This window comes from Halomonas denitrificans (assembly GCF_003056305.1).
GTDB classification, from domain to species: domain Bacteria; phylum Pseudomonadota; class Gammaproteobacteria; order Pseudomonadales; family Halomonadaceae; genus Halomonas; species Halomonas denitrificans.
The window spans coordinates 172,383-191,034 of the sequence record NZ_PYVX01000005.1; the positions used below are offsets into that span (position 1 = coordinate 172,383).

At 70.3% G+C, this 18,652-nt stretch carries 19 protein-coding genes; 10 read left to right on the top strand and 9 right to left on the bottom strand.

Features of this window, described 5'->3' with window-relative positions; translation table 11 throughout:
* Positions 1–22: 22 nt before the first annotated feature.
* Positions 23–1,864: an SEC-C domain-containing protein gene (locus tag C9F13_RS14120; RefSeq protein ID WP_108446911.1), complete on the top strand. Its 1,842-nt coding sequence runs from the start codon at positions 23–25 to the stop codon at positions 1,862–1,864.
* Positions 1,865–1,913: 49 nt separating this feature from the next.
* On the opposite strand, the gene C9F13_RS14125 is transcribed toward C9F13_RS14120, so the two are convergent.
* Positions 1,914–3,275: an AmpG family muropeptide MFS transporter gene (locus tag C9F13_RS14125; protein WP_108446912.1), complete on the bottom strand. Its 1,362-nt coding sequence runs from the start codon at positions 3,273–3,275 to the stop codon at positions 1,914–1,916.
* A gap of 209 nt (positions 3,276–3,484) precedes the next feature.
* Here C9F13_RS14125 and rfaH point away from each other — a divergent pair, with 209 nt between their 5' ends.
* The 5 genes from rfaH (at position 3,485) to ccoM (ending at position 6,547) form a co-directional block, all read left to right on the top strand.
* Positions 3,485–4,027 (top strand): transcription/translation regulatory transformer protein RfaH, encoded by a 543-nt coding sequence (rfaH, locus tag C9F13_RS14130; RefSeq protein WP_108446913.1) that lies wholly within the window; start codon positions 3,485–3,487, stop codon positions 4,025–4,027.
* A gap of 42 nt (positions 4,028–4,069) precedes the next feature.
* The gene (locus tag C9F13_RS14135; protein WP_108446914.1) at positions 4,070–4,576 is read left to right on the top strand and encodes an FKBP-type peptidyl-prolyl cis-trans isomerase; all 507 of its coding nucleotides are present in this window, start codon (positions 4,070–4,072) and stop codon (positions 4,574–4,576) included.
* 129 nt (positions 4,577–4,705) lie between these two features.
* Positions 4,706–5,023, top strand: coding sequence for a hypothetical protein (locus C9F13_RS14140; RefSeq protein WP_108446915.1), 318 nt, complete (start codon positions 4,706–4,708; stop codon positions 5,021–5,023).
* A complete protein-coding gene (locus C9F13_RS14145) occupies positions 5,020–6,261 on the top strand; it encodes a PqqD family protein (RefSeq protein WP_157955204.1) in 1,242 nt (413 codons plus the stop codon). The genes C9F13_RS14140 and C9F13_RS14145 overlap by 4 nt, the downstream gene beginning before the upstream one ends.
* A gap of 169 nt (positions 6,262–6,430) precedes the next feature.
* On the top strand, positions 6,431–6,547 hold the full coding sequence (ccoM, locus tag C9F13_RS17805; RefSeq protein ID WP_281261076.1) for a cytochrome c oxidase subunit CcoM: 117 nt from the start codon (positions 6,431–6,433) through the stop codon (positions 6,545–6,547).
* Between the two features lie 130 nt (positions 6,548–6,677).
* Here the strand turns inward: ccoM and C9F13_RS14150 are convergent, their stop codons facing one another.
* A complete protein-coding gene (locus tag C9F13_RS14150; RefSeq protein WP_342747806.1) occupies positions 6,678–7,328 on the bottom strand; it encodes a transglycosylase SLT domain-containing protein in 651 nt (216 codons plus the stop codon).
* Between the two features lie 46 nt (positions 7,329–7,374).
* Positions 7,375–9,084 carry a proline--tRNA ligase gene (locus C9F13_RS14155; RefSeq protein ID WP_108446917.1) on the bottom strand — a complete coding sequence of 570 codons (1,710 nt, stop codon included), beginning with the start codon at positions 9,082–9,084 and terminating at the stop codon, positions 7,375–7,377.
* Between the two features lie 253 nt (positions 9,085–9,337).
* Between C9F13_RS14155 and scpC the strand changes: the two genes are divergently transcribed.
* Entirely contained in the window at positions 9,338–10,876 is a 1,539-nt protein-coding gene (scpC, locus tag C9F13_RS14160) for a succinyl-CoA:acetate CoA-transferase ScpC (RefSeq protein ID WP_245888788.1), read from the top strand.
* Position 10,877: 1 nt separating this feature from the next.
* Here the strand turns inward: scpC and C9F13_RS14165 are convergent, their stop codons facing one another.
* From C9F13_RS14165 to C9F13_RS14185, 5 genes are all read right to left on the bottom strand, one after another.
* Positions 10,878–11,744 (bottom strand): N-acetylmuramoyl-L-alanine amidase, encoded by an 867-nt coding sequence (locus C9F13_RS14165; protein WP_108446919.1) that lies wholly within the window; start codon positions 11,742–11,744, stop codon positions 10,878–10,880.
* 3 nt (positions 11,745–11,747) lie between these two features.
* Entirely contained in the window at positions 11,748–12,503 is a 756-nt protein-coding gene (locus tag C9F13_RS14170) for a DUF3307 domain-containing protein (protein WP_108446920.1), read from the bottom strand.
* The gene (locus C9F13_RS14175; protein WP_108446921.1) at positions 12,500–13,162 is read right to left on the bottom strand and encodes a winged helix-turn-helix domain-containing protein; all 663 of its coding nucleotides are present in this window, start codon (positions 13,160–13,162) and stop codon (positions 12,500–12,502) included. Before C9F13_RS14175 ends, C9F13_RS14170 begins: the two co-directional genes overlap by 4 nt.
* A gap of 145 nt (positions 13,163–13,307) precedes the next feature.
* The gene (locus C9F13_RS14180) at positions 13,308–14,486 is read right to left on the bottom strand and encodes a vWA domain-containing protein (protein WP_108446922.1); all 1,179 of its coding nucleotides are present in this window, start codon (positions 14,484–14,486) and stop codon (positions 13,308–13,310) included.
* 3 nt (positions 14,487–14,489) lie between these two features.
* A complete protein-coding gene (locus C9F13_RS14185) occupies positions 14,490–15,335 on the bottom strand; it encodes an AAA family ATPase (protein WP_108446923.1) in 846 nt (281 codons plus the stop codon).
* Between the two features lie 158 nt (positions 15,336–15,493).
* On the opposite strand from C9F13_RS14185, the gene C9F13_RS14190 reads away from it, so the two are divergent.
* Together C9F13_RS14190 and C9F13_RS14195 are read left to right on the top strand one after the other, a co-directional pair.
* The gene (locus tag C9F13_RS14190) at positions 15,494–15,811 is read left to right on the top strand and encodes a cupin domain-containing protein (protein WP_108446924.1); all 318 of its coding nucleotides are present in this window, start codon (positions 15,494–15,496) and stop codon (positions 15,809–15,811) included.
* Positions 15,812–16,130: 319 nt separating this feature from the next.
* Positions 16,131–16,616, top strand: a complete 486-nt coding sequence (locus C9F13_RS14195; protein ID WP_108446925.1) for a DUF1264 domain-containing protein — start codon at positions 16,131–16,133, stop codon at positions 16,614–16,616.
* Positions 16,617–16,726: 110 nt separating this feature from the next.
* Here C9F13_RS14195 and C9F13_RS14200 read toward each other — a convergent pair whose 3' ends face one another.
* A complete protein-coding gene (locus C9F13_RS14200) occupies positions 16,727–17,716 on the bottom strand; it encodes an NAD(P)-dependent oxidoreductase (protein WP_108446926.1) in 990 nt (329 codons plus the stop codon).
* A 99-nt stretch (positions 17,717–17,815) separates the two neighbouring features.
* On the opposite strand from C9F13_RS14200, the gene C9F13_RS14205 reads away from it, so the two are divergent.
* Positions 17,816–18,577, top strand: a complete 762-nt coding sequence (locus C9F13_RS14205; protein ID WP_108446927.1) for a metallophosphoesterase — start codon at positions 17,816–17,818, stop codon at positions 18,575–18,577.
* Positions 18,578–18,652: the final 75 nt, after the last annotated feature.

Genomic DNA, 18,652 nt, shown 5'->3' on the forward strand with positions numbered 1-18,652 from the left:
TTTTGCGAATGCGGAGAGAGCGATGCTGGCAGTATGGGTGGAACAGCTGCTGGGCTTTGCCACGGGGGCACTGGGCGCCATTCGCGAGGATGAGCGCTATCCCACGCTGATGGCCTGGGCCCGCGAGGAGGGGCCGGCGCTGGTCGGTGGCGATGCGGCCCTGGCCCAGGCGCTGGCCCCGGAGCTGTGGTCGCAGACGCCGCTGGCGCGGCTCGACTTCGCCGCCGAGTCGCTGGCCCGGCCGGGACGCAACGAGCCCTGCTGGTGCGATTCGGGGCGCAAGACCAAGCGCTGCTGCGGGGCGGTCAGCCTGCCCGGGCACGTGCCGACCCACCTGATGTGGATGCTCTCGCTGCGCGACTGGAAGGGCGACATCCTGAAGGCGGCGCTGGCCAGCGGCCGGGCGCCGGCCCAGGCGCTGCTGGAGGCCGGGCTGATCGCCGCCGAGTCGGGCCAGCGCGGGCGCGCCCAGCAGATCCTCGAGTCGCTTTTCGAGCGCGCCGACTGGCTGACGCTGCCCGAGCAGGCGGAGCCCGCCTTCGAGATCCTCATCGACCTCTACCAGGAGCGCGGCTTCAACCGCAAGCGCGAGGCGCTGCTCGACGCGGTGCTCGATCGTGGGCCGCTGTTCCTGCGCGGCGTGGCCCTGGAGCGCCTCTGCCTGATGCACCTGGACAACGACGACCTGGACAGCGCCCGGGCCGCCTTCGTGCGCGCCCAGCAGGCGCTGCCCGACTCGCCGACGCTGGCCTACATCGAGGCCATGCTGCTGCTCCACGAGGGGCACGAAGAGGAGGCCGCGGAGCGCTCGCGCTTCTGGTTCCGGCGCCTGGCGCGCCAGGGCGACCTGGAGCCCGACCAGCTGCAGTTCCTGGCCGACCTGGCCGACAATCCCGGCGCGACCCTGGCCGACCAGCTGCTCAGTGCCGAGGAGGACCTGGCTGAGCCGCTGGTGGCCCTGCAGGCGCTGCTCGCCGAGCTGCCTGTCGCCCCGCGCCTGGAAATTCGCCGCGACGCCGAGGGCAGCCTCGAGTACCACTCCACCGCCCGCGAGGACACCCTCTTCGCCGCCTGGCAGAAGGTCTTCCAGGCCCAGGTCGAGCGCGACGCGCCCATGGGCTTCGACGAGGATCCCTGGCCCCAGGCCGGCGAGTGGCTCCCGGCGCTCTGCGCCCACCCCGAGTGGCTGGATTCGCCGGCCGTGCTGCAGGCGCTGGCGCTGGCGCTGGCGAGCCGCTTCGGCAGCCTGCCGTGGATGGCGCCGAGCCTCTTCGAGCCGCTGGCGACTCGCCTCGAGCGCTGGCTCGAGCAGGTGCGCGCCGAGGGCGAGGGCGCCTTCCCGTGGGAGAGCGCCGACAACGCCGTGCTGCTGCGCTCGGGCCTCGCGCTGGTGGTCGGCATGGAACGGGGCGCCCGGGCCCGCTCCCGGGAGCTCGCCGAGCGGCTGCTGACCCTGGATGCCCAGGACAGCCTGGGGCTGCGTGAGCTGGTGCTCGACCAGCTGCTGCGGGAGGGGCGCGACCGCACGGCCCTCGAGCTCTGCCTGCGCGAACTCGAGGGCGAGAGCGAGGACGAGGACGAGGAGGCCCCGCCGCTGGGGCTGCTGATGGGGCGGGTGCTGGCGCTCTATCGCCTGGAGCGCCGCGACGAGGCCGAGGCGGCGCTGGCAGAGGTGCATCGCCACAACACCCACGCCGTGGCGATGCTCTGCGCCGAGAACCCGCGGCCGGTCGGCCACGGCGGGGACGGCGTGGCCGCGCCCGGCTCCCGGGCCGAGGCCTGGCAGTACCGCACCCTGATGCGCGACCAGTGGCGCACCACCCACGGGGCGCTGGAGTGGCTGCAGGCGCTGCTCGGCGAGTGATCCGGCGCCGGCCGCGCCGAGGCGGCCCGGGCGTCGGCGCGAGCCGTGCTCAGGCCGCCCGCGGTGCCGGCATCAGCGCGCGGTCGCGGCTGATCCAGATCGCCAGCAGCACCGCGGGCAGGCCGAGGACGGAAGAGACGAGGAAGAAGGTGGCGTAGCCCTCGGCGTTGACCAGCAGGCCGCCGAAGCCGCTCAGGAACTTGCCGGGCAGGGTCATCAGCGACGAGAAGAGCGCGTACTGGGTCGCCGTGTAGGCCCGCGAGGTGAGGCTCGACAGGAAGGCGATGAAGACGGCGCTCGCCAGGCCGTTGGCCAGGTTGTCGCCGACGATGGCCATGACCAGCATGGGCAGGTGCTGGCCCGACAGCGACAGCGCCACGAACAGCAGGTTGGTCAGCGCCGCCGCCGCCGCCCCCAGCACCAGGATCGGCCCGATGCCGTAGCGCGCCACCAGCAGCCCGCCGAGAATCCCCCCGCCGATGCTCATGGCGATCCCGAAGACGTTGGTGACGTTGGCGATGGTCGCCAGCGAGAACCCCAGGTCGATGTAGAGCGGATTGGCCATCGAGGCCATCGCCAGGTCGCTGATGCGGAACACCGCCACGAACACCAGCAGCCAGATGGCGCGGCGGCGGTGGCGCGTGAAGAAGTCGGTGAAGGGGCAGACGATGGCGCCGATCGTCCAGGCGACCAGTCGGCGCAGCGGCTTGGGGCGTCCCCGCGAGGCTCGCAGGAAGGCGCGCACCCGCGGCTCGTGGATCAGCTGGGTGCCGAGGGAGTTGCGCTCGGGCTCCGGGCGCAGCAGCACCGTGACCGCCCCGATGCCGACCAGCGCCGCCATGCAGAGGTAGGCGGCCTCCCAGGAGACCAGCGAGGCGACGTAGAGGGCCCCGGCGCCGGCGGCCAGCAGGCCGCCCCGGTAGCCGATGATGTAGGTCGAGGCCATGGCGGCCTGGACGTCGTCCGGGGCCGACTCGATGCGAAAGGCGTCGATGGCGATGTCCTGGGTCGCGCTGCCGAAGGCCACCAGCAGGGCGAGGGCGGCCACCAGCGGCAGGTGATCGACCGGGTCGACGCCGGAGAGGCCCACCAGGCCCGCGGCGATCATCGCCTGGGCGAGCAGCATCCAGCCGCGCCGCTGCCCGAAGGTCCGGGTCAGCAGCGGCAGGGCGAGGCGGTCCACCACCGGGGCCCAGAAGAACTTGATCGAGTAGAGCATGCCGATCCAGGCGAAGAAGCCGATGGCCGCCACCTCGACGCCGCTGCTGCGCAGCCACGCCGAGAGCGTGGAGAACACCAGCAGGAAGGGCAGGCCGGCGGAGAAGCCCAGGAACAGCATGGTGATGACCGGTGCGCGCAGATAGATCGCCAGGGCGTCATGCCAGCTGCGGCGAGCGGGGGAGGGCGGCATGTCGGGCAGGACTCCTTGCACCAGGGCATGAGGGGCGACGCGAGGGCGGTCACGCAGGCCCCCGCCATCGATGATAAAATCAGGACCAGTCGCCGGGAAGCGACCGTTCGGCCCATCTCCCCCGCGGGCCTTTGCCCCGGGACAGGTGGGCGGTGGAATTGTTGCAGAGCACCGGCAGTGATACCAGCAGGAACCCGATCAGGAGCCATATGAGCGATTCAGAGATTCGTCACGATGAGGCCGATGACGCCGTCCCCCGCTGGTACGTCATTCAGTGCAAGGGCGGGGAGTCCTTCCGCGCCGCCGAGCACCTGACCAACCAGGGCTACGAGATCTTCCATCCCGTGCTGCAGGTGCAGAAGAAGCGGCGCGGCAAGCTCGAGTGGGTCAGCGAGCCGCTCTTTCCCTACTACCTCTTCATCCGCCTCGATCGCCTGGCCAGCAACTGGCGCCCCCTGCGCTCCACGCGCGGGGTGCTGAAGATCGTCACCTTCGGCCTGGAAATGCCGGTGCCGGTCAGCGACTCGCTGGTCGAGACCCTGCGCGCGCACGGCAGCGAGGATGAGGACGCGACGGCGAACGTCTACTTCCGCGCCGGCGAGGCGGTGGAGATCACCGAGGGACCCTTCAAGGACCTGCAGGCGGTGTTCTCGAGCCACAAGGGCGAGGAGCGCGCCATCGTGCTGCTCAACCTGCTGCACCAGCAGCAGCGCCTCGAGATGCCCGTCGGCCACCTGCGCCGCCGCGACTAGCCACCGGCCTCGACGCCTTTCCCCATCGCCCAAGGAGACTTCATGATCATCGACCCCCAGCGCGTCGTGACCCTGCACTACGTCCTCAGCGACCAGGACGGCAACGTCCTCGACGACTCCCGGGCTCGCGCGCAGCCGCTCGAGTACCTGCACGGCCACGGCAACATCATGGCCGGCCTGGAGCAGGCCCTGGCGGGCCGTGCCGCCGGGGCCGAGCTCTCCGTGACCCTGATGCCGGCCGAGGCCTACGGGCTGCGCGACGAGGCGCTGGTGCGCGAGGTGGGGCGCCACGCCTTTCCCGCCCCCGACCTCGCCCCCGGGATGCGCTTCCAGACCCCCGGCGACGACGGTCCCGAGATCGTCACCATCCTCGAGGTGCGCGACGACGGCGTGCTGATCGACACCAACCATCCGCTGGCCGGCCACACCCTGCGCTATCGCCTCGAGGTACTCGAGGTCCGCGAGGCTACCCGCGCGGAGCTCGCCAAGGGCCACCCGCTGCCGCCCGGCACCGAGCCCGGCGAGGTGGAAGACAAGAAGATGGTCTGAACGTCGGCGGCGGGCGACAGCGCCCCCGGCAATTTGCAGCGACTGGGGAAACGCGCCCGGGGCGGGTCTCGTCGCGCCCGGCGCGCGGTAGGCTTGGGGCCTCGTTCAGCCACACAGGGAAGCCCATCGATGAGCGACCATCCTGCCCCCTGCGCCCGCCGGCGCACGCTGCTGGCCGCCCTCGGCCTGGTCGGCGTCGCCGCCTACGCCGCGCCGACCCTCTCCACCCTGGGCCAGGCCGAGGCCGAGGCCGGCGACTGGGACGAGGGGCGCTGGCGCATCGTCTACGAGACCCATCCGGAGACCCGGGAGCGTCGCTACGTGGACGACTACCGCGACCATCGCCGCCACCGCCATCACCAGCATCACCACCGTCACCGGCACTCGAAGCACAGCCATAGCCACAGCTTCAGCTACCCCAGCCACAGCTATCCCAGTCGCTGGTGAACGGGCCCCCTGACCCCGCGAGGCGCGTCGAGGCGCTGCAGCCCGCGGGGCTCGAGGCCACGCTGCGACTCGAGGGAGCCCCCGAGCTCGCCGAGGCGCTGCGCGCGGCGATGCCCGGCTGGCCGCTGGCGCCCGTGCCGGCCGCGGCCCGCCCGCCATCGTGCGAGGCGCTGACGGCCTGGCGGGAGGCCGAGGGCTACGGCCAGGCGGTGCCGGGGCGCTCACGGCCCCGGCGACTGCTCGGCCTCGCCACTGCGGCCGCCAGCCTGATCGCCGACCTGATTCCGCGGCTGCTCGAGGCCCGGCCCCGGCAGAGCGGCCTGCACTGTGCCGCCGTGGAGATCGACGGGCGGCTGGTGCTGTTCCCCGCCACCCATCGGGCGGGCAAGAGCCTGCTCTGTGCCGCCTTCGCCGCCGCCGGCCATCGGGTCTTCGCCGACGACGTGCTGCTGCTGAGCATCGAGGACGGGGGCATGGCGGTGGGCGAGGCGCTGGGCATCGCGCCGCGGCTGCGCCTGCCCCTGCCGACGCATCTCCCCGCCGCGCTGGCGGACTTCATCGCCGCCCATGAACGCGTCTCGGATCGGCGCTACGCCTACCTGAGCCTGTGCCGTCAACGCCTCGCCGGCCACGGCGAGCGGCTTCCCATCGGCGCCATCGTGCTGCTGGACCGCCTGCCCGGCACGCCGTCCCCGAGCCTGACACGTCTCTCGCCCGGCGACGGCCTGCTGCAGCTGCTGAGCCAGAGCCTCGCCGGCGACGCCGACACCCACGACCCGGGTCGCCTGGTCCCGCGGCTGCTGCCGATGATGCAGGGCCTGCCGTGCCGGTCGCTTTGCTACGACGACCCCATGGCGGCCGTCGAGCGGGTGGTGGAAGGCCTGGACGAGGGAGCGCCTGCGCCGGTATCGGTCGCGCCGGCCCTTGGGGCGGCCGAGGTCGCGTCGGCTGCCGGCGCCCCGGAGGTGGCCTGGCGCCGCCTGCCGGTGGCGGCGGAGTATCCGCTGGGCGAGGAGCACTTCCTGGTCACTGGCGACGGCGGGGTGCATCGTCTGAGCGCCGTGGCCGGCGGCGTCTGGCGCCTGCTGGGCCTGGAGGCGTTGAGCCTCGCCGAGGTGGCGGCGCTGCTGGCCGAGCGCTTTCCCGAGGTCGAGCCGGCCCGGCTGCGCGCCGACCTGGCACGGCTCTTCGACGATCTGGCGGCGGCCGGGCTGATCGAGCGCGATTTTCCCGCCTGAGGGCGGCCTGTTCGGCCTCGATCCTGCCTGCGAGGCCCCGGAAACTGACCTGCGTCAACTCCTGGCGGCCTGCGATCCCGGGGCCGGCGGCAAACTTGATGCAGGTCAGTTTGTCTCCCCCGAGGCCGCGCTAGAGTGCACTCAACACATCGGGACGGGAGGACACACCATGTACTTGGATGACGCCGTAATCTTCGGACTTGTGACCGTCGCGATGATGATCGCTTTCATGGGGGGCTGGGTCGCGTTCGTCGTTCGCGATCACCGTCGCAAGAACAAGCACTGATCCAGCCGCTTCTAGAGTCGTCAGGGGAGGGGGGAGCTTTCCCCCCAGTAGCCGACCCACTTGGGTCGGCTTTTTTTCGTCTGTACTTTTGGTCGTTTCTCCGCCCGTGCAGCGGCGATGGCTTGTCGGCTCAGCGCCCGGCGGTGGCGCGGCCGGCGTCCTGCACCGACCAGCGGTCCGCCAGGGCGCGCATCACCCGTTCCGGGTACCAGGTCTTGCCGAGGCTGCCGTTGTAGCGCGCCAGCGCCCGGGTCAGGTCGCCGCGCTCCACGGCCAGGTAGTGGGCGAGGATCGTGCAGCCGTAGCGCAGGTTGCGGTGCGGGTCCTTGAGGTCGTCGGCGGGCAGGCCCAGCTCGCGGACCCAGAACGGCATGATCTGCATCAGCCCGACGGCGCCGGCCGAGGAGACGGCCCCGGCCTGGAAGGCGCTCTCCACCTGGATGACCGCCAGTACCAGCTCCGGGGCCAGGCCGGCGAGGCGCGCCTCCTGGTGGATGCGGCCCAGCAGCGCCCGGCGCCGCCGGGCCTCCGGCACGTAGCGGGCGAGCCGCGGCTCCATGGCGTTCAACCACTGCCGGGCCGCCCAGATGTCGGCGGGGGGCAGCGGCGCGTCGCGCACGGTGTCGAGGGTGTCGCGCAGGCTGGCGGGCGCGGAGGGCAGCGCCCGCACGAAGGGAGCGGGGGGCACGGACGAAAGGGCCACCGGCGTGGGCTCGGCGGCCTGGTAGGCATCAGGGAGGGCGGCCAGGAAGTCCCGGTCGCCCTGGCCCAGGGCCGTCATGGTGGGCAGGAGGAGGGCCGCTGCCAGGGCGGCGGCCCGACAGACCTCAGATCGCGACCTTCGCGCGCAGGAAGTCGATGATCTCTCCGGCCGGTACCATGGTGGCGTCACTGTCACGGCGTCCCTTGTATTCGAGTTCTTCCTTGTCGAGCCCGCGGTCGCCGACGACCAGGCGGTGGGGGATGCCCATCAGCTCGTGGTCGGCGAAGCGCACGCCCGGGCGCAGGTCGCGATCGTCCAGCAGCACCTCGAGGCCGGCGGCGGTGAGCGCCTGGTAGAGCCGCTCGGACTCCTCGCGCACCCGCTGCGACTTGTGGGCGTTCATCGGCACCATGGCAACGTGGAAGGGCGCGATGGCGTCGGGCCAGATGATCCCCGCCTCGTCGTGGTTCTGCTCGATGGCGGCCGCCACGACCCGGGTCACACCGATACCATAGCAGCCCATCCAGGGATGCACGGCACGACCTTCGTCCCCCAGCACGGTGGCGTTCATCGCCTTGGAGTACTTCTGGCCGAGCTGGAAGACGTGGCCCACCTCGATGCCGCGCTTGATGGCGAGCGTGCCCTGACCGTCCGGCGAGGGATCGCCCTCGACCACGTTGCGCAGGTCGGCGACCTGGGGCAGCGCCACGTCACGCTCCCAGTTGATGCCGAAGTAGTGCTGGCCGTCGATGTTGGCGCCGGCGCCGAAGTCGCTCATCATCGCCACGCTGCGATCGATGATGATCGGCAGGTTCAGGTTCACCGGACCGAGCGAGCCCGGGCCGGCGCCTACCGCGGCGCGGATCTCCTCTTCGCTGGCCATGGTCAGCGGGGCGGCCACCTCGGCCAGGTTCTCGGCCTTCACCTCGTTGAGCTCGTGGTCGCCGCGCACCAGCAGGGCGACCAGGCCGCCCTCGGCGCCGTGCACCATCAGGGTCTTGATCGTCTTCTCGATGGGCAGGCCGTGCTGCTCGACCAGGGCGGCGATGGTCTTGGCGTTGGGGGTGTCGACCAGGCGCAGCTCCTCGCCGGGGGCGGCGCGCTCGCCCTGGGGCGCCAGCGCCTCGGCCTTCTCCATGTTGGCGGCGTAGTCGGATTCGGTGGAGAAGACGATGTCGTCCTCGCCGGAGTCGGCCAGCACGTGGAACTCGTGGGAGCCGGTGCCGCCGATGGCGCCGTTGTCGGCGATCACCGGGCGGAAGTCGAGCCCCAGGCGGGTGAAGATGCGCACGTAGGCGTCGTACATCGCCTGGTAGGTCTCCTTCAGGGACGCTTCATCGATATGGAAGGAGTAGGCGTCCTTCATGATGAACTCCCGGGAGCGCATCACCCCGAAGCGCGGCCGGATCTCGTCGCGGAACTTGGTCTGCACCTGGTAGAAGTTGGCCGGCAGCTGCTTGTAGCTGGCGATCTCCTTGCGCACCAGGTCGGTGATCACCTCCTCGTGGGTCGGGCCGACGCAGTAGTCGCGATCGTGGCGATCCTTGAGGCGCAGCAGCTCCGGGCCGTACTGCTCCCAGCGGCCGGACTCCTGCCACAGCTCCGCCGGCTGCACCGCGGGCATCAGCACTTCCTGGGCGCCGGCACGATCCATCTCCTCGCGCACGATGCGCTCGACCTTGCGCAGGGTCTTGAGGCCCATCGGCAGCCAGGTGTAGAGGCCGGAGGTGAGGCGACGGATCATCCCGGCGCGCAGCATCAGCTGGTGGCTGACGACTTCGGCGTCGGCAGGCGTTTCCTTGAGGGTGGCGATCAACAGTTGACTGGCGCGCATGGGTCCGGGGTTTCCTCGAGCGGGGGCTTGTGCAGAAGCGGATACGGGGCCGCACGGAGCGGCGGCAATGACCCTGCATTGTACGGCCAAGCCCGGTTGGCGGCAAAAGTCCGGCGGAGGGCCTGACGCGCGCCAGGCTGTCGACGTATTAGACGAACGTCGACGAATCGCCTATCTGTATAGCGCCATCATGATTTACGTGAAATCATTGAGCCGACGAACTAATTACCCTGAGAGATGGAGGATTCCGGGCGTGCAGGACGAGACGACCATCCAGCAACGTTGCCGCTGGCCCCAGTGGCGGGAGCGGCTGTGCAGCGCCGACGAGGCCGCCGCGCTGATCACCGACGGCATGACGGTGGGCATGAGCGGCTTCACCCGCGCCGGCGAGGCCAAGGCGGTGCCGCTGGCGCTGGCCGAACGGGCGGCCCAGGCGCCGCTCTCCATCACGCTGATGACCGGCGCCTCGCTGGGGAACGACCTCGACCAGCGCCTCACCGAGGCCAAGGTGCTGGCGCGTCGGATGCCCTTCCAGGTCGACACCACCCTGCGCCGGGCGATCAACGCCGGCGAGGTGATGTTCATCGACCAGCACCTCTCCGAGACCGTCGAGCTGCTGCGCAACCGCCAGCTCGCCGAACTCGACGTGGCGGTGGTGGAGGCCTGCGCCATCACCGAGGCGGGCGGCATCGTGCCCACGAACTCGGTGGGCAACTCGGCGAGCTACGCGATACTGGCCGACAAGGTGATCATCGAGCTCAACCTCGATGCGCCCGCCGAGCTGGAGGGGCTCCACGACATCTACATCCCGCAGATGCGCCCGACCCGCCCGCCGATCCCCGTGGTGGCGCCGGACTCGCGCATCGGCACCCCCTACATCCCCATCGATCCGGCGAAGATCGCCGCCATCGTCGTCACCCGCGGCAAGGACAGCCCCTCCACGGTGCTGCCGCCCGATGCCGATACCCGCCGCATCGCCGACCACCTGATCGGCTTCTTCGCCGCCGAGGTGGAAGCGAGACGCCTGGCGCCCTCGCTGTTGCCGCTGCAGGCCGGCATCGGGACCATGGCCAACGCGGTGATGAGCGGGCTTTCCGACGGGCCCTTCGAGGACCTGACCATGTACTCCGAGGTGCTGCAGGACTCTACCTTCGACCTGCTGGACGCCGGCAAGCTGGCGTTCGCCTCGGGCTGCTCGATCACCCTCTCCGAGGCCTGCGGCGCGCGGGTCTGGCCGCGCCTGGACCACTACCGCGATCGCCTGGTGCTGCGTCCCCAGGAGCTCTCCAACCATCCCGGCATCGTGCGCCGCCTCGGCATCATCGCCATCAACACCGCGCTCGAGGTCGACATCTACGGCAACGTCAACTCCACCCACGTCTGCGGCACCCGGATGATGAACGGCATCGGCGGCTCCGGGGACTTCGCCCGCAACGCCCAGCTGTCGATCTTCGTCACCAAGTCGCTCGCCAAGAGCGGCGACGTCTCGAGCGTGGTGCCCTTCGTCAGCCACGTGGACCATACCGAGCACGACGTCGACATCCTGGTCACCGAGCATGGCCTCGCGGACCTGCGTGGCCTGGCGCCCCGGGAGCGGGCGGAGCGGGTCATCGAGTGCTGCGCCGATCCCCTCTATCGCCCGGCGCTGCGCCGCTACTTCGCCGAGGCCAAGGCGCGCGGCGGCCATACGCCCCACTGCCTGGAGCAGGCGCTCGCCTGGCACCTGGCGGTGGAGCGCGACGGGCACATGCGTCGCTTCCAGGACGACGAGGCGCTGGCGGCCACGGCCTGAGTCAGCGGTCCGGCAGCGCCTCGGGGCGGTAGCGCTCCAGCAGCGCCCAGAGGATCGCCGCGGTCTCGGCGTCGACCAGGCCGCGGTAGTCGGCGGGGCGAAAGCGCATCTGGAAGGCGCGCAGCACCGCCCGGGTGGGCGGGTCGGCCTCGCCGCTGATCGCAAGCCCGTAGCCCCAGGCCGCCAGGGCCCGCTGCAGGGTGGCAAGCGAAGGCGGGTCGACGGCGAAGCGGGCGCGCCAGCGCGCCACCGCCGAGGGCGCGGGCCAGGGGCCGATGCCGGCCTCGTGCAGGCGCCGCCAGGGGAAGGCCGGGCCGGGGTCGATCTTGCGCGAGGGCGCGATGTCGGAATGCGCCACCACATTGGTGGCTTCGATGCCGTGGCGGGCGATGAGGTCCCGGGCCAGTGCGATCAGGGTGGTGATCTGGGCGTCCGGATAGGGCGCCCAGGCGATCGCGTGCGGCGCGTCGGCCGCCAGGTCGCGCTCGAGCTCGGCCGTCGGGCGATCCGGCCCGGCGTTGACGATCTCGATGCCGATCGAGGTGGCGTTAATATCCGCGCTGCCCCGCCAGTGGCTGGCGCCGGCGTGCCAGGCGCGCCGCGACTCCTCCACCAGCTGGTAGACCCGCCCCTCGGGGCCGCGGGGCAGCACGTAGTGGCTGCTGACATGTGGGCCCGTCAGGGTGGCCAGCGCCTCGGCCTCGTCGCCGTCGGTGTAATGCAGCACCAGGTGGCGCACCCGGCTGTTGTGGGAAGGGGCCGCGTGGCGGTGGTCGACCGTGTAGCCCGCCCGGCGCTCCAGCGTCCCGGGGCCGGCGCAGGCGCCGAGCGCAAGCGTCAGGAGCAGTATGATCACCCGTCGGTACATGGCTCAGCCTCCAGTCGGCAGCAGGCGTACCAGCATCCCCAGCACCAGGGTCGTCGAGACGCTGAGCAGGGTGCCGAGCAGCACGTACTCGGTGAGCTTGCGATCGCGGGTCTCGCGCAGGTCGCCGAAGCGCAGCACCGACTTGGCGGCCAGCAGGAAGCCCACCGCGGTGAGCTGGTCCAGCAGCACCAGGGTCAGCACCAGCAGCCGCTCCAGCACGCCGATGCGCGCCCCGGCGCTGGCCAGGGTGCCGGTGTCCTCGAGCTCGGCGCTCCAGCGCCGCATGACCAGCGCGATGGCGATCGACAGCGGGCGCGTCACCAGCAGGTAGGCGGTGACCACCCCGAGCACCGTGGGCGTGGCCAGCCAGGCGCCCAGCGCCGCCAGCGGGGCGAGGCTCTCCAGCCAGACCAGCCAGAGCCCCGCCAGCACCAGCAGGTGGCCGGCCTGGTCGAGCAGGAACCAGCGCAGTTCACCGTCCGGCCGCCGGGACTTGGCCAGATCGATCAGCCAGTGGCTGGCGCCCACCGCGAGCGCGCCGTAAAGCGCGGCCGCCGGCCCCCGGGACATGGCGCCGGCGGCCAGCAGCAGCACGCCGCCGGCGAGCGCCCCGTGCAGCAGGGCATGCAGCAGCAGGCGGGGCGAGCGCTGGTGCAGGCGGTGGCGCTCCTCCACCCAGCGGCGCGGCTGCAGCAGGAAGTCGCCGACCAGGTGGGCCAGCACCAGCGCCATGAGCAGCGAGAGGGCCACGGCGCTCATGGCCTCGGCCTCGATGTCGACGGTGCCCGGTCGTCGAGGCGCCCGCCAAGGTAGGCGAGGGTGTCGGCGAGCAGGGTCCAGCGCGCGGCCCGCAGGCGCTTGTGCACGCTGGGCTGGGTGATGCCCAGGCGCTCGGCCAGGGCCTGCTGGGAGACCGGCTGGGCGCCATCTTCCTGCAGGCTCAGGCCGACGACTTCGGCCGCGTAGGGGGACCAGCCATCGAGCAGGTCGTCGATGAAGCGCACCAGCAGGTCGAGTCCCGGGTCCTCGGGTTCGTCCAGCAGGGTCAGCGCCAGGTGGCCGGCGCCGCCGGCGAGGGCATCCAGGCGGCGCCCCGAGGCGATGAAGGTCTCGCCGTCGGCCTCGCGCCCCCCGGGCTCCCCCGGCCCGACCGCCACGGCGATGCGCGCATCCCAGCGCTGGTGGGGTTCGGAGTGCTCGATCAGCGCCGCCCGCAGTAGCACGGCGGCCTCCATGGCCGCCGTGGCCTGGGGCAGGGCGAGCTGGAAGCCGTCGCCGCGGAAGCGCTCGCCGCGGCCGCCATGGCGGGAGGCGAGCCCCGCCAGGGTCGCCTCCAGCCGTCGATAGAGGCGCGGCCGATCGCCGACCTTGCGGGAATCGATCACGTCGCCGGTGAGCACGGCAATTCGTCCTGGCATGTCGCTCGCTCCTCGGGGGCTTACCGCCAGCATAGCCGTGCAGGCCTATAGGGCAAGCTAATAGCCTTTATGGCCTATAAAAATGCCATATAGCCTTTAAGGGCTATATGGCAGGCGAGGCGAGCGATGGGGCGAGCCATGGCGGCTACCGCGCCAGCTCCGCCATGGCGCGCTCCAGCCCCGCCAGCGTCATGGGGTACATGCGATCGGCGATCAGCTCGCGGATCAGCCGGGTGGAGGGCGTCATCTCCCAGGCGCGAGGCGGGAGCGGGTTGAGCCAGACCAGGTGCGGGAAGGCGTCGACCAGGCGCCGGAGCCAGACGGCGCCCGGCTCCTCGTTCATGTGCTCGACGCTGCCCCAGGGGTGGGTCACCTCGTACGGCGACATGGCGGCATCGCCGACGATCACCACCTGGTAGTCGCCGCCGTAGGTGTGCAGCACGTCCATGGTCGGGATGCGCTCGCTGTGCCGCCGTCGGTTGTCGCGCCACAGCCCCTCGTAGGGGCAGTTGTGGAAGTAGTAGGCCTCGAGGTGCTTGAACTCCGAACGGGCCGCCGAGAAGAGCTCCTCGCAGGTGCGCACGTGGTCGTCCATGGAGCCGCCCACGTCGAGCAGCAGCAGCACCTTCACCGCGTTGCGGCGCTCCGGGCGCAGCTGCACGTTGAGCAGGCCGGCGTCCCGGGCGGTCTCGCGGATGGTGGCGTCGAGGTCGACCTCCTCGGCCGCGCCCTGGCGAGCGAAGCGCCGCAGCCGGCGCAGGGCCATCTTGATGTTGCGCGTGCCGAGCTTCAGGGAGTCGTCGTAGTCGCGGAAGCGCCGCTCGTCCCACACCTTCACCGCGCGGCGGTGCCGCGAGCCGTCCTGGCCGATGCGGATCCCCTCGGGGTTGTAGCCGTAGGCGCCGAAGGGGCTGGTGCCCCCGGTGCCGATCCACTTGTTGCCGCCGGCGTGGCGCGCCTGCTGCTCCTCGAGGCGCTGCTTGAAGGTCTCGATCAACGCCTCGAGGCCGCCCAGGGACTCGATCTTCGCCTTCTCCTCCTCGGAGAGGTGCTTCTCGAACTCGCGGCGCAGCCAGTCGTCGGGAATCAGCGCCTCGATGGCGGCGTCGAGGCTCGTGAGCCCCTCGAACCAGGCGGCGAAGGCGCGATCGAAGCGGTCGAAGTGGCGCTCGTCCTTGACCATCACGGTGCGCGCGACCCGATAGAAGGCCTCCAGGTCGGCGAACACCACGCCGCGCTCGACCACCGCGTGGAGGTCGAGCAGCTCGCGCAGCGAGACGGGCACCTCGTGGCGCTTGAGGGTCTCGAACAGGCCGATGAACATGGCTTAGCGGCCTTGCCGGCGCATCATGAACGCCAGCCGCTCAAGCAGCTGGGTGTCCTGCTCGTTCTTGACCATGGCGCCGGCGAGCGGCGGGAGCGCCTTCGCCGGGTCGCGCTGGTAGAGCGCCTCCTGGGCCAGCTCGTCGCTCATCAGGAGCTTCAGCCAGTCGACCAGCTCCGAGGTGGAGGGGCGCTTCTTCAGGCCCGGGGCCTCGCGCAGTTCGAAGAACACCTCCAGCGCCTCGCCGACCAGCCGCGGGGCGATGTCGGGGAAGTGCACGTCGACGATCGCCTGCATGGTCTGCCGGTCGGGGAACTCGATGTAGTGGAAGAAGCAGCGGCGCAGGAAGGCGTCGGGGAGCTCCTTCTCGTTGTTGGAGGTGATGACGATGATCGGGCGGTGGGTCGCGGTGATGGTCTCGCCGGTCTCGTAGACATGGAACTCCATGCGATCCAGCTCCTGGAGCAGGTCGTTGGGGAACTCGATGTCCGCCTTGTCGACCTCGTCGATCAGCAGCACCACCCGCTCGCCGGCCGTGAAGGCCTCCCAGAGCTTGCCGGGGCGGATGTAGTTGGCGACGTCCTCCACGCCCTCGACCCCCAGCTGGGAGTCGCGCAGCCGGCTGACCGCGTCATACTCGTAGAGCCCCTGGGCGGCCTTGGTGGAGGACTTGATGTGCCAGGTGATCAGCCGGGTGCCGAGCGACGCGGCCAGCTCCTCGGCCAGCAGGGTCTTGCCGGTGCCTGGCTCGCCCTTGATCAAAAGCGGCCGCTCCAGGGTCACGGCGGCGTTCACCGCCTGCTTGAGCGCCTCGGTGGCCACGTAGGTGGAAGTGGAATCAAACGCCATGGGTCGCGCCTCGAAATCGTGGTCGTCGGGAGATCAAACGAGTGTACGGTAGGGGTGGCGTCACAACAAACGGCGTTGCCCGCCATTCAAGGCTGCCACACCGGGAGCCGAGTCGTCTCGACCGGTGGTCGTTGATGACGCATACAGGAGGCACGCTGATGAAAAACCTGTTCGCGTCGATTCCCGCCTCCCTGGAAGCGGAGCGGTTCGAGGAGCTGGCGGGCGGCAAGGACGTGCGGATCGAGAGCATCGTCTCACGCGGCCACACTTCACCGGAGTGCGGCTGGTACGACCAGCCGCAGGACGAGTGGGTGGTGGTGCTGCAGGGGCGGGCCGTGCTCGCCTTCGAGCAGGGCGAGGAGGTGACACTCTCGACCGGCGATCACGTCACGATCCCTGCGCACTGCCGGCATCGCGTCAAGTGGACGGACCCGCAGCAGGCAACCGTGTGGCTGGCGGTGCACTTCTCCGCCTGAAGGACGGCATGAGGCTTGTGAGAGGCCGGTGTGTCGGGGGACGGGCGGTGGCCGAGCCGGCGCGGAAGTGCCGGAAAAGACCGGATGGTCCTTGCCGGTCCGAGGCGTAAGAACGAGTGCGTGATGCTCCTTCGATGCCCATGCTTTCGTCAGCGCTTTTGCCTCCTGTCGAAAGTCCTGTGGTACGAAAAAAATAGGGTGGTTGATCGCGATATCGTGCCCTAGTTTAAAAGGGCAAACACGGGAAAGTGAGCGCTCTGGTGTCTTGCACGGCAACAACTGGTGCCTTGCACGACCACAAAAGTGCGGGGAGGTTGTCATGCGAAATGTCACGTCAATCGTTGTCAGTGTCGCATGTCTTGCCTGCGCGGGAGCGGCCCTCGCCCATGAACCCCCCACGGCGGGCTGGAATATTCACATCGACGCGAAACGTCATATCGCCGGTGATCTCGAGGCCATTGCGCATCACTATTGCAAGGGCGATCTTCCCGGCGGCGTGACGGCATGCCAGCTATATGACAGCGATGAAACGAATGCTCGCTTGATTGGTGTGGAGTTCATCATCGGACCCGATGCCTACACTGCCTTGCCGGAGGACGAGCAGGCCCTTTGGCATCATCATAAGGAGGAGATCGGAAAGGTCGATCCCGTTCTGCCCGGCATGACGGAAGACGAAGCCGCGGAATTCGTGACGAGCATAGAAGAAACCTACGGTAAAATCTTCCTGGTATGGGATAGTCCGAAAGACGAGCTGCCGGTCGGTCAGCCACAGGCGTACGACATAGCAGATAATGCGAAACGCTGAGCGAAGAGCACGAATACCGTCAGGCCAAGCGTGTTGTTGGCCCCTTCAAGCCCCGCCTGGCGGGGCCTTTCTTTGTTGGATAATGACCCGGCGGCTCCATCGGCCCCTGATCAAGCCTCGTCGCCGTCCTTGGGACGATAGGCCTCCACCAGGATCGCCGGGTCGTGCTCGGCGTGGCCGCGGCCGGCGTGGGCGCGCATCAGCTGGGCGGCCAGTCCGCTCATCGGCGTGGCGCTGCCGCTGCGCTGGCTCTGGGCCACCGCCATGTCCAGGTCCTTGAGCAGGGTGCGCAGGTGCCAGGGCGGGTCGGCGAAGTCGCTCGCCGCCATGCGCGGGGTGAGGATGCGAAACGGCGTCGAGTCGGCGAAGCCGCCGGCCAGCGCCTCGGTGAGCCGGCCGGCCTCGACGCCGCTCGCCTCGGCCAGCGCCACCATCTCGGCCAGCACCGCCGCCTGGCAGCCCACGACCATCTGGTTGCACACCTTGGTCACCTGGCCGGCGCCCACCGGGCCCATGTGGGTGATGCGCGCGGCGAGGGGCGCCAGCACCGGGCGGCTCGCCTCCACGTCCTCGGCCTCGCCGCCGCACATGATGGCGAGACTCCCCGCCTCGGCGCCGGCGACGCCGCCGGAGACCGGCGCATCCACCCAGCGCATGCCGGCCTCGTGTTCGAGCCGGGCGGCGAGGTCGCGCGTGGCGGCCGGGTCGCTGCTGGAGAGATCGATCAGGCGCTGGCCCTCGCGACCGTGCCGGGCCACGCCGCCTTCGCCGAACACCACCTCGTCGACCACCGCGGTGTTGGCCAGGCAGAGCAGCACCACGTCCACCTTGGCCATCAGCCCCTCGATGGAGTCGGCCACCCGGGCGCCGGCCTCGGCCACCCCGGCGGTCTTCTCCGGCGAGCGGTTCCAGACCGTGACGTCGAAGCCGGCCGCCAGCAGGCGGCGAGTCATGGGGTCGCCCATCAGGCCGATACCGATGAAGCCGAGTCGTGGTTGGGTCATGTGAACTCTCCGCAGGAAAAGGCTCCAGCATGCGTTATGGAATGCTTTTCCATCAAGTGGTCGTTGCGGGCTCGTGGTCTCGGTACGACGCGTCATGCGCCGCCGTTTGAACGTCTCGGCGGGGCTCGCCTAGGGTAGGAGACCTGCCCGGCCGAACGAGCGCGGGCCCGACCTCCGTCCGCCAGGAGAATAGGCATGCGACTCCGGATCCTGTCCGACCTGCATCTCGAACACTTTGCCGAGGGGCGTGACCTGCCGTGGGTCGATGCCGATGCCGTGGTGCTGGCCGGCGACATTCACACCGGCTGCAGCGGACTCGCCTGGGCGGCCGAGCGCTTCGCGGGCATGCCGATCCTCTATGTGCCCGGCAATCACGAGTACTACGGTGGTTCCATGCCGGCCCTGCGTGACGAGCTGGCCGTCGAGGCCGAGCGGCTGGGGATCCACCTGCTGGATAACCGCACTCTCACTCTGGGCGGCGTGCGCTTTCATGGCCTGACACTCTGGACCGATTTCGCCCTCTACGCCGGAATGCCCGAGCTCGATGTCCCCCACTGCGAGCAGGTCGCCCGGCGGGTGATGCTCGATTTTCGGCGCATCGAACAGCCGTTGGGCGAGGTCTTCACCCCGGCGGAGAGCCGGCGCCTGCACGCCCAGTCCCTGGCCTGGCTGGAGACCGAACTGGCCCGGCCCTGGGAAGGCCCACGGGTGGTGATCAGCCACCATGCGCCTCTGGGCGACTGCATTCCGCCCGTCTACCGGGGCGATCCGCTGTCGCCGGCCTTCGCTTCCAGGCTGGTATCGCTGATGGGGCGCATGGATCTCTGGCTTCACGGGCACGTGCATGAGCCAGTCGACCTGCGCGTGAGGGGAACGCGAGTGGTGGCCAATCCCGGCGGCTACCCGAATGAATTCGAGCCGCCTCGCTTTGCTCCCGAGTGCGTGGTCGAGGTCTAAAGGGCGTTCATGCCCAAGCCGGCCTTGGCGTCGCCCGGGTCAAGGGAGAGAGGGCCAGCGATCAGAAGGCGGTCG